Raw genomic sequence first — 17281 nt, 5'->3', positions numbered from 1 at the left:
CCATGAGCCACCAGGCAACGTACCTGGCGCGCAACGTGGTCAACGCGCCCGAGATCAAGATTCGCATTACCGAACGCAGCCAGCAACGGGGCGACAGCAACGAGATTGCCACCTGGCTGCAAAACCACTTCTACCGCTACGTGGTGGGCAACCTGCTGGCCCCGCCGCCTGCCGTGCAGCCCCTCTACACCACCGATGACCTGCAGCAGCGCTACCGCAACGGCCCTCCCGCCTGGGCCATGGCCGTTGTGGCACGCGCTGCCGCCTCCCACAGGGATGGCGCCGAACCCGCGCTGTGGTGGATCAACCCCGAGAGCGATGCCATCCTGGCGCTGGAGACACGGCTGCTGGAATTTCTGCATTCGCGCGTGGGCACATCGCTGGAAGGCAAACTCATGCGCATCAACTGCCCTCAGGCCCTGGAGCGCTGGGAGCAGGAGCACCGTGCGTTCGAAACCCGGCAACTGGCAGGTTGGCGCAGCCACAACCCGCAAGCGGTAACACCGCTGTGGCAAGGCAGCAATGGAGAGTTTGTCGAGCTGCTGCCCTCAGGCGCTGCCTTGCGCGAAGAAATGGCCTACGAGAGCCAGATGATGCGCCATTGCCTGGGCCAGTTTGCCAACCGTCGCCTGCTGACAGGCGGCTATGGTGAACACTACGCCGAAAGCTGCGAGCAGGGCCGCATGCGCATCTTCAGCTACCGCACCGGCCTGCAGCAGCCCCGCATCACCATCAGCGCCTGGGTACAGGACGATGGCCGCCTGCGCATCGACCAGATCAAGGGCAAGCAGAACCGGCCGCCAATCGACCGCTACCGCGCCGATGTACTCGGCTTTCTGAACCAGCTGCCGACCAGCGACGACACGCCCGACGATGCACTGGGCATGCGCCTGGTACGGGTGGCTTCCCGCTGGCATGAGGTCGAAGCGCTGACGCAGGAATCCGACCAACTGCAGCTGTGGCAGCGCCAGCCCGGCCTGCTACAGCACCTGCACCAGCCCACGCCTCTGGTGCAATGGCTGGCCGCCGCACGCGACAGCAGCGTTCTGGCGGGCCATGCCATCAGCCCCGCACTGGCCTATGCCTTGCAGCAGGCAGGCAAGCCAGTGCCTGCAGCGAAGGTGACAACACCATGATCCAGCTCACGATTCTGGTCGTGGCCGTGTGGCTGGTGTGGAAGTGCATCCAGGCCTTCAGCCGCCAGTTCGGCAGCAGCGCACCACGCAGCAGCAGCCTGCAAAAAACCTACCAGTTGGCACCGGAGCACAACTGGGCCCTGGCGCTGGCGCACCCCATGGCCTTTCACGCCATCAAGGGCGGCTTTGCCGACAGCGACATGCCCGAGCCCACCGATGGCCTGGCCGCATCGCTGCGCCCCATGGCACTGCACGAATTTGGCCTGCGCACCGACCTGGACAACGCCAGCGTGCGCCAGCAACTGCCCGATCTGCTGCGCACGCGCTGGTGGTGCTTTGACCTCGACAAACTGCAGCCCGGCGACGACCCGCGCGCAGCCATGGCCTTTGCGTGCGCACGCATCAGCTTTTTTGTGCGTACCGCCGCCATGCTGGGCTGGCTGCCAGCCGACCAGCAGTGGCAGCTTTTGCAATTGAACGCCGCCCGCGCCCGCGACTGCTTTGCCAGCTGGCAGGATTATGGCCAGGCCTATGCACAAGGCCGTGCGCAATGGGTAGCCAGGGGCCGGGCCGATGCCATGGGGCGGGCCATCAGCAGCGACGAGCTGCACCAGTGGCTGCTCGACCCTGCCCACCCGTGGTGCGCCTATGCCTGGCGCTGAAGCTGTGAGGGAGGCCGCTCCGCGCTTGCCGGATGCAGCGGAAGACCTGCAGGCAGCGCTCTTGCGCTATTTCAGTGGTCCATGGTGCTTCACACGCACCATGCAGGGCCTGGATGCGCTCGCCATTGGGGAAGCCGAGGGCGAGGCCCTGTTTCAGCCGGGCGATGCCAACCAGCTGCACTACCAAGAGAGTGGACAGTTGCGCCTGGTGACCGGGGAGCGGCCGCTTTCCTTCACCCGGCGCTTCGACTACCGGATGGATGGCGACACCGTGCAGGTTGATTTTGCAGACGGCCTGCAGGCCGGGCAGCCCTACCAGCGTTACCGCTACGACCCACGCCAACGGGCGCTGACGCCGGTGCAAACCCACCTGTGCAATCTGGATCGCTACGACGGCCGCTATGTGCTATTGGACGATACGCATTTCGACCTGCACACCCGCATCGAAGGGCCGTACAAGCACTACCTGCTGCATACGCGCTACCGCCGCTTGCTCCGCGGCGACGCGAGCCCAAAGGAGCATTAGGCGTCAAACACCGTCCGGGCCTCGGTAAAGCGCTTGGCAAAGTAGGGGTTGGTCATGCTGACCGTTCGGACCACGCCACCGCTCGATGGCGCGTGCACGAACTGGTTGCTGCCCGCATAGATGCCCATGTGCGAATAGCGCCCGCCCAGGGTGTTGAAGAAAACGAAATCGCCGCGTTGCAGATCGCTGCGGTCAATCGGCGCGCTCACCCCCGCCCACTGCGATGTGGTGCGGGGCAGCTTGCGGGTGGTGATGCCAGCCATCGCATACTGGATCAGGCCGCTGCAGTCAAAGCCACCCTCAGGGGTGTTGCCGCCGTAGGTGTAGGGGGTATTGACCACCATCATCACACGCGCATACAGGGTGTCGCGCAACTCGCCGCTCAGGCCCAGGTTGATGGGCACCACACCGCCATCCGGAGCGCCCGCCGGCCTGCGGCGCGTTGGATCTGCCGACGCCTGCGAGCCGTTGGATGCCGGTCTGGAGGCGCAACCTGCCAGCAGCACTGCCGCCGGCACCCCGAGCAGCAGCATGCGCCGACGCATGGCAGCGGACGCAGAAGCGGGCTCATCCTCTGGTTTCAAAGTGCGGAATGCAGTGACGAAGTGCATCGTATTCATGAAGCATATTATTCACTGTTTTTCGCAAGCTTGTGAATCATATTGATTTTTACCAAATCAATAAGCATCAACGAAGACCTTTACCCCTCCGTCAAATGTCTGGCAATGCGCCAATGGCCGACTATTGAGGTTTTTTAGAACTAGCGGTCTACAATTTGGGTTGCGATCCCAGTAAAAACAAGCATCCTTCATTGAAAGGACAACCCATGGTGCAATTCTCCAGGCGCCAGTTCATGAAAGTGACTGGCTCTACCCTGGCAGGATCCAGCTTGGCCGTGATGGGCTTCTCGCCCGCCACCGCCTTGGCTGAAGTCCGCCAGTACAAACTGGTCGGCAGCACGGTGACACGCCAGACGTGTACCTACTGTTCTGTCGGCTGCGGTATTTTGATGTATTCCCTTGGCGACGGTGGCAAGAATGCCAAGCTGTCGATCATGCACGTCGAAGGTGATCCGGACCATCCGGTCAACCGCGGCACGCTATGCCCCAAGGGTGCATCGCTGCTCGACATCGTCAAGAGCCCCAACCGCCTGCTCTACCCCGAATACCGTGCGCCCGGCTCCAACGAGTGGAAGCGCCTGTCGTGGGACGAGGCGCTGACCCGCATCACCAAGCTGATCAAGGAAGACCGCGACGCGAACTTTCTGGAGAAGACCGATGACGGTCTGACGGTGAACCGCTGGACGACGACCGGCATGCTGGCCGCATCGGCTGCCAGCAACGAAGCCGGATACATCACCTACAAAGTGGCCCGCTCATGGGGCATGTTGGCGTTCGATAACCAAGCCCGTGTCTGACACGGCCCGACGGTGGCAGGTCTTGCCCCGACGTTTGGCCGTGGAGCGATGACGAACCATTGGGTCGACATCAAGAACGCGGACGTTATTTTGATCATGGGCGGCAATGCCGCTGAAGCCCACCCCTGCGGCTTCAAATGGGTGACCGAGGCGAAGGAGCACAACAAGGCTCACTTCATGGTAGTCGACCCGCGCTTCAACCGTTCGGCTTCGGTGGCGGATTTCTACGCCCCTATCCGTTCAGGTTCGGACATTGTTTTCCTCGGCGGTGTGATCAACTACCTGCTGACGAACGACAAGATCCACCACGAGTACGTGCGCAATTACACGGACTTCACCTTCATCGTGCGTGAGGATTTCGCGTTCGACGAAGGCATCTTCTCGGGCTACAACCCCGAAAAGCGCACCTACGACAAGGCCAGCTGGGATTACGAGCTGGGCGAGGACGGCTACGTCAAGACCGACCCGAGCCTGCAGCACCCGCGTTGCGTCTACCAGTGGCTCAAACGCCATTACGCCAGCTACACGCCTGAGAAAGTGGAGAGCGCCTGCGGCACGCCCAAGGACAAGTTCCTGCACGTGTGCGAAAAGCTCGCATCCACCGCACAGGCTGGCCGCGCTGCGACCATTCTGTACGCCCTCGGCTGGACACAGCACTCGATCGGCGCGCAGATTCTGCGTACCGGCGCCATGGTGCAGTTGCTGCTGGGCAATATCGGTGTTGCAGGCGGCGGCATGAACGCGCTGCGCGGCCACTCCAACATCCAGGGCCTGACCGACCTGGGCCTGCTGTCCAACGCACTGCCTGGCTACCTGACCTTGGCGAACCAGGGCGAGCAGGACTACCAGAAGTACATCGAAGCACGCACGCAAAAGCCTTTGCGCGCCAACCAGATGAGCTACTGGCAGAACTACCCCAAGTTCCACGTCAGCCTGATGAAGGCCTTGTGGGGCCCTGCGGCCACCAAGGACAACAACTGGGCCTATGACTACCTGCCCAAGCTCGACAAGCAGTACGACATGCTGCAGATCTTCGAGCTGATGAACGAAGGCAAGGTCAACGGCTACATCGCCCAGGGCTTCAACCCGCTGGCGGCGTTGTCGAACAAGGACCGCACCCGTGCGGGCCTGGCCAAGCTGAAGTTCCTGGTCATCATGGATCCGCTGGCCACCGAGACTTCGGAGTTCTGGAAGAACTACGGCGAGTACAACGACATCGACACGGCATCGGTACAGACCGAGGTGTTCCGCCTGCCCACCACCTGCTTCGCAGAAGAGGATGGCGCGGTCGTGAGTTCGTCGCGTGTGCTGCAGTGGCACTGGAAGGCGTCGGAGCCTCCTGGAGAAGCCAAGACCGACGTCGCCATCATGTCGGCACTGCACCTGCGCATGAAGGCTGCCTACCAGAAGGACGGCGGCAAGTTCCCCGACCCGATCGTCAACCTGTGGTGGCCCTACGCCCAGCCAGCCCATCCGTCTTCGGAAGAGCTGGCCAAGGAGTACAACGGCCGCGCACTGGCCGACCTGACCGATGCCGATGGCAAAGTGCTGCGCCCTGCAGGCCAGCAGCTGTCGGGCTTTGGCGAGCTGCGTGACGACGGCACCACCATGAGCGGCTGCTGGATTTACACCGGCTGCTGGACGGAAGCGGGCAACCAGATGGGCCGCCGCGACAACAGCGACCCCACCGGTATCGGTAACACGCTGAACTGGGCCTGGGCCTGGCCGGCCAACCGCCGGGTGCTGTACAACCGAGCGTCTGCCGACCTGGAAGGCAAGCCTTTCAACCCCAACCGCATGCTGGTCAAATGGAACGGCAAGGCCTGGGGTGGCGCGGATGTGCCCGACTATGGCGTGGCGATCAAGCCGGAGGCCGGTACCGGCCCGTTCATCATGAACCCCGAAGGGGTGGCGCGCTTCTTTGCGCGCAAGGGCATGAACGAAGGACCGTTCCCGACGCACTACGAGGCGTTCGACAATCCGCTGGGCTACAACCCGATGTACCCGAAGAACGACAAGGCCGTCAGCAACCCGGCAGCCCGTGTCTTCCCGGCCATCTGGGAAACCTTCGGCAAGGCTTCGGAGTTCCCGCACGTGGGCACCACGTACCGCCTGACCGAGCATTTCCACTACTGGACCAAGCATGCGCTGCTGAACTCCATCATCCAGCCAGAGCAGTTCGTCGAGATCGGCGAAGCCCTGGCCAAGGAGATCGGCATCACCACCGGCTCCATGGTGAAGGTCAGCTCCAAGCGCGGCTACATCAAGGCAGCGGCAGTGGTTACCAAGCGCATCAAGCCCATGCAGATTGAAGGCAAGACGGTGCACCACGTGGGTATTCCCATCCACTGGGGCTTCAAGGGCCTGACCAAGCCGGGCTTCCTGGCCAATACCCTCACCCCGTTCGTGGGCGACGGTAACAGCAACACGCCCGAGTTCAAGACCTTCCTGGTGAAGGTCGAGAAGGTCTAAGGAGCAGCGATGTCATCTCTACAATCATTGGATATCAAGCGCCGCTCCGCTACCACCACCCCATCGCCCAGCGTGCGCGACGCGCATGGCGGCGAGGTGGCCAAGCTGATCGATGTCTCCAAGTGCATCGGCTGCAAAGCCTGCCAGACCGCCTGCATGGAGTGGAACGATCTGCGTGACGACGTGGGCACCGCTGCGGCCGGGGTGTATGACAACCCGACCGACCTGAGCGCCAACTCGTGGACCGTGATGCGGTTCTCCGAATACGAGAACGAGGCCACCGGCAATCTGGAATGGCTGATCCGCAAGGACGGCTGCATGCACTGCGAAGACCCAGGTTGCCTGAAGGCCTGCCCTTCGCCCGGCGCGATCGTGCAATACGCCAACGGCATCGTGGATTTCCAGGAGGAAAACTGCGTGGGCTGCGGCTACTGCGTCACCGGCTGCCCGTTCAACATTCCTCGCATCTCGCAAAAGGACCACAAGGCCTACAAGTGCACGCTGTGCTCTGACCGCGTTGCGGTGGGCCAGGAGCCAGCCTGCGTCAAGACCTGCCCCACGGGCGCCATCATGTTCGGCACCAAGCAGGGCATGCAGGAGCGCGCCGACGAGCGGATCGCCGACCTGAAGGAACGCGGTTTTGCCAAGGCTGGCCTGTACGATCCGCAAGGCGTGGGCGGCACGCATGTGATGTATGTGCTGCACCATGCAGACCAGCCATCGCTCTACCACGGCCTGCCCGACGATCCCAAGATCAGCCCCATGGTCAGCCTGTGGAAAGGCGTGGCCAAGCCGCTGGCACTGGCCGCATTGGGCGCCGCAGCAGTCGGCAGCTTCTTCCACTACATCACCAAGGGTCCGCTTGAAGTGCCCGAGGAGCTGGAGGAGGAAGAGGCCCGCAAGGCCGATGCCGACAACCACAAGGAGGCAGGACGATGAGCCGCACCAACCGAGACATCCAACGCTACAGCGCTGCGGAGCGTGCCAACCACTGGGTTGTTGCCATCAGCTTTGTGCTGCTGGCGCTGTCCGGTCTGGCGTTCTTCCACCCGTCGTTCTTCTTCATGACGAACCTGTTTGGCGGCGGGCCCTGGACGCGCATTCTGCACCCCTACATCGGCCTGGTCATGGCCTTTGGCTTCCTGCTGATGTTCTTCCGCTTCTGGCAGCTGAACATCATCAAGGAGCGCGATGTGGAGTGGCTCAAGAATGTGCCGGCCCTCGTCAAGGGTGAGCATGACAAGATCCCACCCGCTGAAAAGTACAACGGCGGCCAGAAGGTGCTGTTCTGGATGCTGGTGCTGTGCATGCTCGGCCTCGTCGTCACCGGCGTGCTGATGTGGCGTGCCTGGTGGAATCTGCCTGTGAACGTGGTGCGTGCCGCCAGCCTGATCCATGCCATCTCGGCTTTCGGCCTGATCGGACTCATCATTGCGCACATCTACGCTGCCATCTGGACCAAGGGCACCATCCGCGCCATGACACGTGGTACCGTGACCCGCGCCTGGGCCCGGTTCCACCACCCGCTGTGGTACCGCCGCATGACGGGCGAGAAGGACTGAGCCAGCCCTTGCCGGCAGAGGCTTTGGCCTCACCCCGGCCCTCCAAAGACGCCGATAGCCCTACCAGGTCTATCGGCGTTGATACTTGAGAAAATCCCCGTATGCAACGCATTCTTCAACCCGGCGAGATCGAGTCGCTGGACCACACCAGCTTTCCGCGCGTGCTGCTGCCCGATACCAGCAGCCTGTTTCTGGAACGCGCCAATCGCATCCGCCAGCTGGCCGAAGGCAACCCGATTGCCGACTACCTGAACTTCATCGCCAGTCTGGTGCAGGCCCAGCACCGCGCCGTGCAGAACTTGCGTGTGGCAGAGCCCGATGCAGCGGCCATTGCACAGGCGCAGGAATTTTCGTCGCCACTGCTGCCGGCCGCAGACCATCTCGACCCCGTCTGGCACCAGGTGTTGGATGGCATGCTGGCCGATCTCTCCGGCGCAGGCGGGCTGCCCGCGCCACTGCAACCACTGATTGCAGAGCTGCAGGCAACAAGTGCCGAGGAGCGCAACGCCCTGGCAAAGCGCCTGCTCACCAAGGAATTGGCTGCACGCGATGTGGGTATGGCCCCCTTTGCCATGGCCGCGCTGCAGGTGGTGTTTGCCCGCCGCGCAAGCCAGTTGCGGGCCGGCGACGTGCCCTACACCGATCCCGCCACCATCTGCCCCGTATGCGCCGCCGAGCCGGTGGCCAGCGTGGTGCGCATTGGCGGCAAGATGGCCGGTCACCGTTATCTGCACTGCGGCTGCTGCAGCACCGAATGGCATATGGTGCGCGTCAAGTGCTCGCACTGCGAATCGACCAAAGGCATTCACTACCAGGGCCTGGAAGGTGGCAAGGATGTGGTGCTCGCCGAAACCTGTGACGCGTGCGGCAGCTACCGCAAGATCGTCAACCAGGAAAAGGACCCGTTGGCCGAGCCGCTGGCCGATGATCTGGCCAGCCTGATGCTCGATCTGCTGATGAGCGAAGAGACCCGGTTCCAGCGCGCCAGCGGCAACCCGTTGCTGTTTGTTGCCGTGGCGGAACCCCAGGCGGACGACAGCGCTTCCGTGCCCGACCTGCACTGACGGCGGCCCGCCGGCTGCTGATGGCAAGGCGCAATGATGCGCGCCGTGCCACCATGCCATACTAGAACGATGGTTGCTTACCCGCACCATCGTTTTTCGTTTTTAGACGTTTCACCCATGCGCACTGCCTCTCACCTGCCCTCCGTCGACAAGTTGCTGCAGCATCCCCGTACTGCCGGGCTGCTTGCGCACTATGGCAAAACGCAATGCACCGATGCCATTCGCGCAGCGCTTGCAGACGCTCGCGCCCAGTGGTTGGCAGCCAAGGACAGCCAGACCGCGCCCAGTGCCGACGCCCTGCTGGATGCTGCCGAGCATGCGCTGCAGCGGCTATTTGCCCCTCGCCTGCGGGCCGTCTACAACCTGACCGGAACCGTGCTGCACACCAACCTAGGCCGCGCACTGCTGCCGCAGGAGGCCATGGACGCCGTGGTGCAGGCGCTGGCCACACCCAGCAACCTGGAATATGACCTGGCCGATGGGGGCCGCGGCGACCGCGACGATCTGGTAGAGGACCTGATCTGCCGCCTGACCGGCGCGGAAGCCGCCACCATCGTCAACAACAACGCAGCGGCGGTGCTGCTGGTGCTGTCCACTCTGGCATCGAACAGGGAGGTTATCGTCTCCCGCGGTGAACTGGTGGAGATTGGCGGCGCCTTCCGTATCCCCGATGTGATGACGCGCGCGGGCGCCACCCTGGTCGAAGTCGGCACCACCAACCGCACACATGAAAAGGACTATGCCGAAGCCATCTCCGGCCAGACGGCGGCGCTGATGAAGGTGCATTGCAGCAACTACGCCATCTCGGGGTTCACCAAGTCTGTTTCGGATGCCGCCGTGGCGAATATTGCACACACCCACCAACTGCCAATGATCGTGGACCTGGGCAGTGGCACCTTGGTCGACATGCGGGCCTGGGGCTTGCCGTACGAGGTGACGGTGCGAGAAACCGTCGAAGCCGGCGCCGACATCGTCACCTTCAGCGGCGACAAATTGCTGGGTGGCCCACAGGCGGGCATCATCGTCGGCAAGAAGACACTGATTGCACAGATCAAGAAGAACCCGCTCAAACGTGCATTGCGCGTAGGCAAGCTGACGCTGGCCGCGCTGGAGCCCACCCTGAGCCTGTACCTGCACCCCGAGCAATTGGCCCTTCGCCTCACCACCTTGCGCCTGTTCACCCGCGCTGCATCCGACATGCAGCAGCAGGCCGAAGTTCTGCAAGCCCCTGTGCAAAGCGCGCTGGGCACCGCGTATGTGGTGGAGCCGGCTGCCATGTCCAGCCAGATCGGCAGCGGCGCGCTGCCTGTGGAAAGCCTGCCCAGCCATGGCCTGGTGATCCGCTCCGCAGACCCCAGGCGCGCCGGCCAGTTGCTGCAGCAGCTCGAAGCTGCGCTTCGTCGGCTGCCACGCCCGGTCATTGGCCGCCTGCGCCAGGATGCCCTGTGGCTGGATCTGCGCTGCCTTGAAGCCACAGACCAGGCCGCGTTCATCGACAACTGGAAGAAACTTATTCTGGCGCCCGTCTGAAAATCGCCAAGAGCTATAAAAAACAGAGCATTTCCAAATGATCATTGGAACCGCAGGCCATATTGACCATGGCAAAACCACCCTGGTACGCGCCTTGACGGGCGTGGAAACCGACCGCCTCAAGGAAGAGAAGGCGCGCGGTATCTCCATCGAGCTGGGTTATGCCTACGCCCCCCTGTCCAATGGTGATGTACTGGGCATCATCGATGTGCCAGGGCATGAGAAGTTCATTCACACCATGGCCGCAGGCGCCGTGGGCATCGACCACGCACTCCTGGTGGTGGCGGCCGATGACGGGGTGATGCCGCAGACACGCGAACATCTGGAAATTCTGCAGCTGCTGGGTGTCCGACAAGGCACTGTCGCGCTCACCAAGGTTGATCGCGTAACACCCGAGCGCATGACGATAGTAAAGGATGCGATACGCGCGCTTCTCGCAGATGGCCCTCTCGCCAATGCCCCTGTTTTCGAGACTGCGGCTGCACTGCCGGGCGACCAGGGCGTGCATGCGCTGCGCCAGCACCTGCACGCCGTTGCACAGGCCATGCCCCAGCGCGCGCAGCAAGGCCTGTTTCGCCTGGCCGTCGACCGCGTGTTCAGCCTGGCAGGACAGGGGACCGTGGTCACGGGTACGGTTTTCAATGGCAGTGCTGCCGTGGGCGACAGCCTGGTGCATTCGGCCACCGGAAAGACAGTGCGGGTGCGCAGCATCCACGCGCAGAACCGGGCGAGCAACCAGGGCGTGGCCGGACAGCGCTGTGCGCTCAACCTTGCAGGCATTGCCAAGGAAGATATCGCGCGCGGCGACTGGCTGCTGGATGCACGCCTGCTGCACACCACCCAACGTATCGACGTGCGACTGCAGTTGCTGGCCGGTGCGCCAGCGCTCAAACCCTGGGCGCCCGTGCATATGCACCTGGGCACCATGCACTGCACCGGCCATGTGGCCCTGCTGCAAGACGGCGAACTGCCGCCTGAAGCCGAATGCCTGGCCCAGCTGGTGCTGGATGCGCCGGCCGTTGTACAACCGGGTGATCGCATCATCATCCGCAATGCCCAGGCCAGCCGCACCATTGCAGGGGCCACGGTGCTGGACCCGTATGCGCCAGCGCGCAAGCGCCGCAGTGAGGCACGGCTGGCGTTCCTTGCAGCACTGGAGCACTGGGTCACAAGCCATGACACTGCACCACTGTTGGCCGAGGCCTCTTATGGCATCGCCCGATCCCAGTTGGTGCGGCTGACAGGCCTGGCGCAGCCGCCGGTCCCCGCCCAAGCCATCGTACTTCCCACCACGGATGGCGATGCGCTCTTGCTGAGCAATGGGGCTTGGCTGACGCTGCAGACCCAGGTGCTTGAGGCCCTGGAACGTTTTCACAGCGTGGCGCCCGATGAGCCCGGCATCAACGCTGCGCGCCTTCGCCGCATGGCATTGCCCAGCCTGCAGCATGGCATGCACGACGCGCTCTACACCAGCCTCATTGAGGCTTTGCTGCAGGCACAGCACATCAGCACCACCGGTGCATGGCTGCATCTGCCAGGCCACAGCGTGCAGTTGAGCAATGCTGAACAGGCCTTGGCCGAGCGCCTGCTGCCCGCCATTGGCGCTGGCCGTTTCGATCCGCCCTGGATTCGCGATCTCGCGCGGGACCACGGCAGTGGCGAGGAAATGGTACGCCAACTGCTCAAGAAATTGGCCCGGCAAGGCTTGGTGTTTCAGGTTGTCAAGGATCTCTTTTATGCAGCCGAGCAAACCGATGCTCTGGCCGCATTGGTCGCCGATCTGGCCTTGCAGGCCGAGCGGGGCGCGGTGGAGGCTGCGGCCTTTCGAGATGCAACAGGCCTCGGGCGCAAGCGCGCCATCCAGATCCTCGAGTTCTTCGACCGCGTGGGCTACACCCGCCGTGTGCGCGACGCCCACATGCTGCGCCCCGGTGTGCGCTGGCAGGCCAGCCAGCCATGAAACGTCTGCGAGGGGAACAGGCGACCTGGAAGAAGTGCCGAACAGGCACTTCGTTTGCGCCTCGGGGCGCCGCATGCCACGCCTGACTCCATTTTGAGGGGCATGATCCACTCCGGCTCAACGGGCAACGGGAATGGCTACAATCGGCGCACTTTCTGATGGAAGGCAATCGTGCCCGGTGGTGCGGCCGGGCTTCAAACCCGGTGAGGGGTGTCAGCCACTCCTGGGTTGGTTCGACTCCAGCTGCCCTCCGCCATCCCATGCACTCCGACAGACGTATCAGCGCTTTATAGGGCTGAACCGGGCGCAATTCTGTTTTGCAGGGGAGAGCAAGCACTGCATTCTTTTGTCCTCAACTCCCACTACATCCCTGGACCAGCTCGTGCCCTTTGCGCCGTCGGGATAGGCTACGACATAATTTCGTCTGCTCTGGGGGTCTTCGCCGACCGTCATCGCCATGTCGCCAAACACCTTGGGCTCTAGGGTCATGGTCCCCGACTCCGACGGATCCAGACTCGGCGGGAAGAACATGGACTTTTTCTGCAACCGAAACCTGTTCTCCGATGGGTGGTCGTGGAGATAAACCACTGGGAAATACTCAAAATTGACTCTCACGTTGGGTGTGCGAACAGAGTCCTTTTCACTTCTGAAAGCGAACTTCTCCCTGTTCGAAATCGCTTCCTTGCCTTGGGCCAGGGGATGATGGCTCCGATATTTGAACGAGGTCTCCAGAGACACCAGCTTCCACTGGCAGCTTCCTCCGGCATCGATCGCAAAGCGCGCCTTGTAGACATGGTTCTCCGGCGCTCGATCAAGGCTGATCTTTTCGTAGTGAGAAGCCCGCATCAGGGCAACGCCGCTTTGCGACTGCCCACCGACGCCGTAGCTCCTCGGCTCCTCGCATTTTTCTGATTCGTATTCCAGCGTGACCGGCTGGGGCTCGATGCCGTCCCCGGCCTTGACGATCAAGGTCAGCCAGCGTGCGTCCTTGGCAGGGTTTTGTGTGCGATCCGCTTTGTGATCCAGATTCGATGCCGGGGTACAGCCCACCAAGAAAACCCAGGGCACCAGCGCCAGCGCTTTCCATCTCTTGCCCATACCCGTCCTACAGGATGACAGAACTGCTGAAACCACCTGCATGCCAGAAAGCGGTGCAGCAACTCCGCTCACGCAACGGACAGTCCTGCGCCCCAACACCGAGCCTTCGTAAAGCCGCAGCATCAAGAAGAAGTGCCTTGGCAGCTGCACATCTAGAACAAGGGCACCACAATGGCGACACGGCGATTTTCTGCGGCATTGCCCGATATGACAGGCAAGGCATTGCCAAGCCCCTTGACCTCGATGTTCTGCCTGGGCATGCCAGCCTCTACCAACACATCGCTCACAGCCTGAGCTCTGCGCAATGACAGTTTCAGGTTGTAGGCCGCACTGCCTCGGTCGTCGGTATAGCCTTCCACGCGTAGCCGGTCGATGCCCTCTTTCAGCAAGGCCCGCGCGAGCTCCACGACCTTGGTGCGCGCAGCCTCGCCCACCTCGGCAGAATCAAACTCGAAAAGCAGCTTGCCGGACATCTGCAACTCCCAGCCTTGATCTCCTTCCGAGAACCCCTGGTTGCGCAGCACCTGTTGCTGTTGCGCCGTCAGTCCGCTTTGCTGTACTGGCGGCGGTGGCGGAGTCTGGCACGCGGCCAGCACCACAGCCAATACCATGGCCATGGCCCAACGCATTCCATGGGCAATACGTGACTTCTCCCCGGCTCTCTGGCTCCACTCCATTATTTACTCCTTGTTCGCAGCACTTCCGGCATGGCGTACCACCTTGGCTTCGTACATGGCTTGGTCTGCGTGGCCCATCAATTCCTCCATATCCTGCCCGTGCTGCGGGAAGACTGCAATACCGACGCTCACGGAGGGCCTGAGTGCTACACCGCTACTGGTCACCACAGGGCACTGCATCGCCTCCTGGATCTTGTGCTCCACCACCTGGGCATCCGCCATGCCGCCAATGGGGTAGAGCAGAATGGCAAATTCATCGCCGCCCAGCCTGGCAACCAGGTCTGCCTCGCGCACCACGGAATGAAGGCGGAGCCCTACCGCCCTGAGCAGCGCGTCTCCGGCCGCATGGCCATGAATATCGTTGACCTGCTTGAAGCGGTCATTATCGATAAAAAGTACGGCGAGCTTGCGCCCCATGGCCTCCGCATCGAGCAGCGCCTGCTGAAGGCGCTGCTCGAAATGTGAGCGATTGGCCAGCCCCGTCAGGCCGTCGCGCGATGCCTGCAGCTCCAATTGCGAGTTCTGCTGCCGCAGCCGCTCCTGCCGCATTTGCAATTCAGACAGCAGCGCATTGAAGTCATCGCCCAGTTCATGCAGCTCCGCAATCCGGGCGGGAGGCACGCGTTGCCCCATGGATCGATCATGCCGCACCGCGCGAGCCACTCTGGCCAGTTGCTGCAACGGCTCGGCAATATCGGCCAGCATGCGGCGTGACTGGCGCATGCCGATAAATCCGCTGACCCCCACGCACAGCAACAGCACCGCCAAGCCGGAGCTGAGAAATCGAATGAACCCTGCGCCGTCGCTGTAGAGCACCACACGCCCGATCTGCCTGCCATCCTGGCTCACCGGCGCTTCGGCAGGGCGCATTCCCATGACTGCCGCCAGCAACTCACCGGTGCCACCCGAGCTGGTTTTGGCAGAACTCCACTGCACAAATACCTGCCCCTGGGCGTCAAACACCTGGCTGCGGGCTACATCCTCGTTTCGCAGCAATTGATCCAGTACCCTGCTGGCCTCGCCATGGTCGTTGAACACCAACGACGCTTCGACCGTATAGGCCAGAGATCGGGCCATCAATTGCAAGTTGTTGAGCAGGTAGAAACGCAGCACCACCACCCCGACCACGAGCAGCAGGACGCCTGCCAGCGAGATGGCCATGGCGGCCATGCGCAGATGGGCCCGCCGGATCACTGCGTGCAACGATGCCTGGCTGTCCATGAAAAGGCTCATGGCACCGCCTTGGACCGCGCCAGCTGCAGTATCTTGGGACTGATGCGCAGGCCACTGCGGGCAATCGAGTCCAGATTGACTTCAAAGCCCGGGCCTTCACCTTGGCGGCTGAGGCAGAACATGGCACCGATGCGGCACAGCGCACTGCGCTCACTGATCGTCAACAGGGGGCGGCCGCTTTCTTGCTGCATCAGCTTGCGCCACTGCTGCTCGCCCATGTCTCCCACATAGAGGCCATCGCACTCGGAGGCTTTCAGCTGTGCGGAATCCACCTGTTTGACACTGAGACGCCGACCAGCGACCGCCAGCCCGGAGCTTTGCAGCAACCCTGCTCCATATTCCGTGGCGCCCACTGCGCACAGCCGCAACTCTTCGCTTTCATGGGGCCAGCGCGTATAGCCCAGTATCCCGATCACGGTGCGCGTTACCGCTTGCACATTGGTTTCAGCGGCTACCTCTGCATCGGTAGCCTCTGACGCAACCGCCGACCAGCTTAAACAGGCAGCAAAGAGCCACGCCCAGCCGCTGAAGCGGCGGGACCATGTTCGATTGCCTCGACCTGGCCTCCAATATGACAACAACAGCTCCATGACTTCAGTGACAACTGCCTGGAGACACATTGCGCCATGCATCTCCCCCGTCAATCCCCTGGCATTCTTCCATATATTTACAATTAGCAATGTAAAAATTGCTGTACCGCCAATCCCTTGCTCACGGCTGGTTGCAATTGCTCCCCATCAAGGCGCAGGGAATGCGCAAGCTGTCGATAATAGGGGTAGCTCCTCCTGCCCGCCAGACTCTGATCCATGACTACCGACCTCACCCAGACCCCTCGACTCACTTCCTTGTCCCATGGCGGCGGCTGTGGCTGCAAGATTGCCCCGGGCGTGCTGGCTGACCTGATGAGCCGCAGCGCGCTGCCCAAGCAGTTCTACGCCCAATTGCTGGTGGGCACCGAGACGGCGGACGATGCGGCCGTCTATCAGATCAACGACGAGCAGGCCATTGTTGCGACAACGGATTTTTTCATGCCGATCGTCGACGACCCCTATGATTTCGGCCGAATTGCCGCCACCAATGCGCTGTCTGACATCTATGCCATGGGCGGCACGCCGGTGATGGCTCTGGCAATTGTCGGCATGCCCATCAATGTGCTGCCGCATGATGTGATTGCCAAGATTCTGGAAGGCGGTGAATCGGTCTGCCGTGATGCCGGTATTCCCCTGGCCGGTGGCCATTCCATTGATTCCGTGGAACCCATCTACGGCCTGGTCGGCATCGGCGTGGTCAACCCCAAGAACCTCAAGCGCAACAGCGATGCGCAATCGGGTGACGTATTGATTCTGGGTAAACCACTAGGAGTCGGCATCCAGTCTGCAGCGCTGAAAAAAAGCCTGCTGGACCACGCAGGCTACGCAGCCATGGTACACACCACCACCCAGCTCAACCGCCCCGGAACCGTGCTGGCGCAGATCGAAGGAGTGCATGCACTCACCGATGTCACCGGCTTTGGCCTGCTGGGCCACACGCTGGAGCTGGCGCGCGGCGCCGGATTGACGGCCAACATCGACAGCGACCTGGTGCCCCTGCTGCCCGGCGTGCGCGAACTGGCCGAACAAGGCATTGCAACAGGAGCCTCGGGCCGCAACTGGGCATCCTACGGTACAGATGTGGAGCTGGGCGAAAACGTGTCCGACGCCATGCGCAGCCTGCTGACGGACCCGCAAACCTCAGGCGGCCTGCTGGTGTCGTGCCAGCCCGGAGCCATCCAGCAGGTGCTGGAGACCTTCAAGGGCCATGGATTCTCCGATGCGAGCGTCATTGGCCGCATGCTGCCCGGAGATGCCAAGGTGGCGGTGAAATAGGCGCATTCCCGACCGCACCAGATGCGCCTGGCTCTGCCATTGCCGACTGTAAAGTGGCCGCTGCCAGAAGCCTAATTTC

At 62.5% G+C, this 17281-nt stretch carries 15 protein-coding genes and 1 tRNA gene; 11 read left to right on the top strand and 5 right to left on the bottom strand.

Going from position 1 to position 17281, the window contains the following annotated elements:
* The first annotated feature begins 2 nt into the window (after positions 1-2).
* The 3 genes from LAD35_RS03425 to LAD35_RS03415 are packed head-to-tail and all read left to right on the top strand — an operon-like array spanning position 3 to position 2324.
* Positions 3-1136 carry a hypothetical protein gene (locus LAD35_RS03425; protein ID WP_224151321.1) on the top strand — a complete coding sequence of 378 codons (1134 nt, stop codon included), beginning with the start codon at positions 3-5 and terminating at the stop codon, positions 1134-1136.
* Complete coding sequence (locus tag LAD35_RS03420; RefSeq protein ID WP_224151320.1) at positions 1133-1798, top strand: DUF1266 domain-containing protein; 666 nt, start codon at positions 1133-1135, stop codon at positions 1796-1798. The genes LAD35_RS03425 and LAD35_RS03420 overlap by 4 nt, the downstream gene beginning before the upstream one ends.
* Positions 1785-2324, top strand: a complete 540-nt coding sequence (locus LAD35_RS03415; RefSeq protein WP_224151319.1) for a DUF6314 family protein — start codon at positions 1785-1787, stop codon at positions 2322-2324. The genes LAD35_RS03420 and LAD35_RS03415 overlap by 14 nt, the downstream gene beginning before the upstream one ends.
* Here LAD35_RS03415 and LAD35_RS03410 read toward each other — a convergent pair.
* Positions 2321-2944: a C40 family peptidase gene (locus tag LAD35_RS03410; protein ID WP_224151318.1), complete on the bottom strand. Its 624-nt coding sequence runs from the start codon at positions 2942-2944 to the stop codon at positions 2321-2323. The genes LAD35_RS03415 and LAD35_RS03410 overlap by 4 nt on opposite strands.
* A gap of 206 nt (positions 2945-3150) precedes the next feature.
* On the opposite strand from LAD35_RS03410, the gene fdnG reads away from it, so the two are divergent.
* From fdnG to LAD35_RS03375, 7 genes are all read left to right on the top strand, one after another.
* A complete protein-coding gene (gene fdnG, locus LAD35_RS03405; protein ID WP_224151317.1) occupies positions 3151-6213 on the top strand; it encodes a formate dehydrogenase-N subunit alpha in 3063 nt (1020 codons plus the stop codon).
* A gap of 9 nt (positions 6214-6222) precedes the next feature.
* Entirely contained in the window at positions 6223-7152 is a 930-nt protein-coding gene (gene fdxH, locus LAD35_RS03400) for a formate dehydrogenase subunit beta (protein ID WP_224151316.1), read from the top strand.
* Positions 7149-7775 (top strand): formate dehydrogenase subunit gamma, encoded by a 627-nt coding sequence (locus LAD35_RS03395; RefSeq protein WP_224151315.1) that lies wholly within the window; start codon positions 7149-7151, stop codon positions 7773-7775. Before fdxH ends, LAD35_RS03395 begins: the two co-directional genes overlap by 4 nt.
* A 101-nt stretch (positions 7776-7876) precedes the next feature.
* Positions 7877-8839, top strand: coding sequence for a formate dehydrogenase accessory protein FdhE (gene fdhE, locus LAD35_RS03390; protein ID WP_224151314.1), 963 nt, complete (start codon positions 7877-7879; stop codon positions 8837-8839).
* Between the two features lie 117 nt (positions 8840-8956).
* Positions 8957-10369 carry an L-seryl-tRNA(Sec) selenium transferase gene (gene selA, locus LAD35_RS03385; RefSeq protein WP_224151313.1) on the top strand — a complete coding sequence of 471 codons (1413 nt, stop codon included), beginning with the start codon at positions 8957-8959 and terminating at the stop codon, positions 10367-10369.
* Between the two features lie 37 nt (positions 10370-10406).
* Positions 10407-12329: a selenocysteine-specific translation elongation factor gene (gene selB / locus LAD35_RS03380; protein ID WP_224151312.1), complete on the top strand. Its 1923-nt coding sequence runs from the start codon at positions 10407-10409 to the stop codon at positions 12327-12329.
* A gap of 160 nt (positions 12330-12489) precedes the next feature.
* Positions 12490-12585: transfer RNA gene (locus tag LAD35_RS03375), tRNA-Sec, on the top strand.
* Positions 12586-12608: 23 nt separating this feature from the next.
* Here LAD35_RS03375 and LAD35_RS03370 read toward each other — a convergent pair.
* The 4 genes from LAD35_RS03370 to LAD35_RS03355 all read right to left on the bottom strand — a co-directional run bounded on the left by LAD35_RS03370 (position 12609) and on the right by LAD35_RS03355 (position 15774).
* Positions 12609-13427, bottom strand: coding sequence for a hypothetical protein (locus LAD35_RS03370; protein WP_224151311.1), 819 nt, complete (start codon positions 13425-13427; stop codon positions 12609-12611).
* Positions 13428-13579: 152 nt separating this feature from the next.
* A complete protein-coding gene (locus LAD35_RS03365; protein ID WP_224151310.1) occupies positions 13580-14044 on the bottom strand; it encodes an OmpA family protein in 465 nt (154 codons plus the stop codon).
* Between the two features lie 63 nt (positions 14045-14107).
* Positions 14108-15337, bottom strand: coding sequence for a diguanylate cyclase domain-containing protein (locus tag LAD35_RS03360; protein ID WP_224151309.1), 1230 nt, complete (start codon positions 15335-15337; stop codon positions 14108-14110).
* Positions 15334-15774 (bottom strand): YfiR family protein, encoded by a 441-nt coding sequence (locus LAD35_RS03355; protein ID WP_224151308.1) that lies wholly within the window; start codon positions 15772-15774, stop codon positions 15334-15336. Before LAD35_RS03355 ends, LAD35_RS03360 begins: the two co-directional genes overlap by 4 nt.
* Positions 15775-16143: 369 nt before the next feature.
* Between LAD35_RS03355 and selD the strand changes: the two genes are divergently transcribed.
* Positions 16144-17202, top strand: a complete 1059-nt coding sequence (gene selD / locus LAD35_RS03350) for a selenide, water dikinase SelD (RefSeq protein WP_224151307.1) — start codon at positions 16144-16146, stop codon at positions 17200-17202.
* The last annotated feature ends 79 nt before the right edge of the window (positions 17203-17281 follow it).

The sequence above is a fragment of the Comamonas odontotermitis genome (genome assembly GCF_020080045.1).
GTDB lineage: Bacteria > Pseudomonadota > Gammaproteobacteria > Burkholderiales > Burkholderiaceae_C > Comamonas > Comamonas odontotermitis.
Note: the sequence above shows the minus strand (reverse complement) of the source record. Positions and strands in the feature narration are given on the sequence as shown.

Excerpts from the sequence above, each read along its gene's own strand:
- fdhE (WP_224151314.1), top strand. The coding sequence starts at position 7,877 with ATGCAACGCATTCTTCAACCCGGCGAGATCGAGTCGCTGGACCACACC.
- LAD35_RS03410 (WP_224151318.1), bottom strand. The coding sequence starts at position 2,944 with ATGAATACGATGCACTTCGTCACTGCATTCCGCACTTTGAAACCAGAG.
- LAD35_RS03425 (WP_224151321.1), top strand. The coding sequence starts at position 3 with ATGAGCCACCAGGCAACGTACCTGGCGCGCAACGTGGTCAACGCGCCC.
- selA (WP_224151313.1), top strand. The coding sequence starts at position 8,957 with ATGCGCACTGCCTCTCACCTGCCCTCCGTCGACAAGTTGCTGCAGCAT.
- LAD35_RS03395 (WP_224151315.1), top strand. The coding sequence starts at position 7,149 with ATGAGCCGCACCAACCGAGACATCCAACGCTACAGCGCTGCGGAGCGT.
- LAD35_RS03420 (WP_224151320.1), top strand. The coding sequence starts at position 1,133 with ATGATCCAGCTCACGATTCTGGTCGTGGCCGTGTGGCTGGTGTGGAAG.
- selB (WP_224151312.1), top strand. The coding sequence starts at position 10,407 with ATGATCATTGGAACCGCAGGCCATATTGACCATGGCAAAACCACCCTG.
- LAD35_RS03415 (WP_224151319.1), top strand. The coding sequence starts at position 1,785 with ATGCCTGGCGCTGAAGCTGTGAGGGAGGCCGCTCCGCGCTTGCCGGAT.
- LAD35_RS03370 (WP_224151311.1), bottom strand. The coding sequence starts at position 13,427 with ATGGGCAAGAGATGGAAAGCGCTGGCGCTGGTGCCCTGGGTTTTCTTG.
- selD (WP_224151307.1), top strand. The coding sequence starts at position 16,144 with ATGACTACCGACCTCACCCAGACCCCTCGACTCACTTCCTTGTCCCAT.
- LAD35_RS03360 (WP_224151309.1), bottom strand. The coding sequence starts at position 15,337 with ATGAGCCTTTTCATGGACAGCCAGGCATCGTTGCACGCAGTGATCCGG.
- fdxH (WP_224151316.1), top strand. The coding sequence starts at position 6,223 with ATGTCATCTCTACAATCATTGGATATCAAGCGCCGCTCCGCTACCACC.
- LAD35_RS03365 (WP_224151310.1), bottom strand. The coding sequence starts at position 14,044 with ATGGCCATGGTATTGGCTGTGGTGCTGGCCGCGTGCCAGACTCCGCCA.